We start from the raw sequence: 432 nt of genomic DNA, 5'->3' as shown, positions 1-432 counted from the left end.
CAGCTTCTTCTTGCGCGAGACGTCGCCACCATAGCACTTGGCCAGCACGTTCTTGCGCATCGCCTTGACCGTGGTGCGGGCGATGATCTGCGCGCCGATCGCGGCCTGGATGGCCACGTCGAACATCTGCCGGGGAATGAGGTCCTTCATCTTTTCGCACAGCTCGCGGCCGCGCCGGTCGGCATGGCTGCGGTGGGCGATCAGCGACAGCGCATCGACCTTGTCGCCGTTGATCAGCACGTCCACGCGCACGAACGGGCCGGCCTCGAAACGCACGAAGCTGTAGTCCAGCGAGGCGTAGCCGCGGCTGACCGACTTGAGCTTGTCGAAGAAGTCCAGCACCACCTCGGCCATCGGCAGCTCGTAGCTGATCTGCACCTGGCTGCCCAGGTAGTTGATGCCGAGCTGGCTGCCGCGCTTTTCCTCGCACAG

At 64.6% G+C, this 432-nt stretch carries 1 pseudogene; it reads right to left on the bottom strand.

Annotated features, from left to right (window positions below):
• Positions 1-432: pseudogene (locus tag CWM66_RS28635) on the bottom strand (hypothetical protein); the annotation flags it as partial.

It is taken from the genome of Kosakonia sp. H7A (genome assembly GCF_003028445.1).
Classification (GTDB): Bacteria; Pseudomonadota; Gammaproteobacteria; order Enterobacterales; family Enterobacteriaceae; genus Kosakonia; species Kosakonia radicincitans.
The sequence above is the reverse complement of the archived record's forward strand: the minus strand, read 5'-3'. Positions and strand labels throughout refer to the sequence as shown.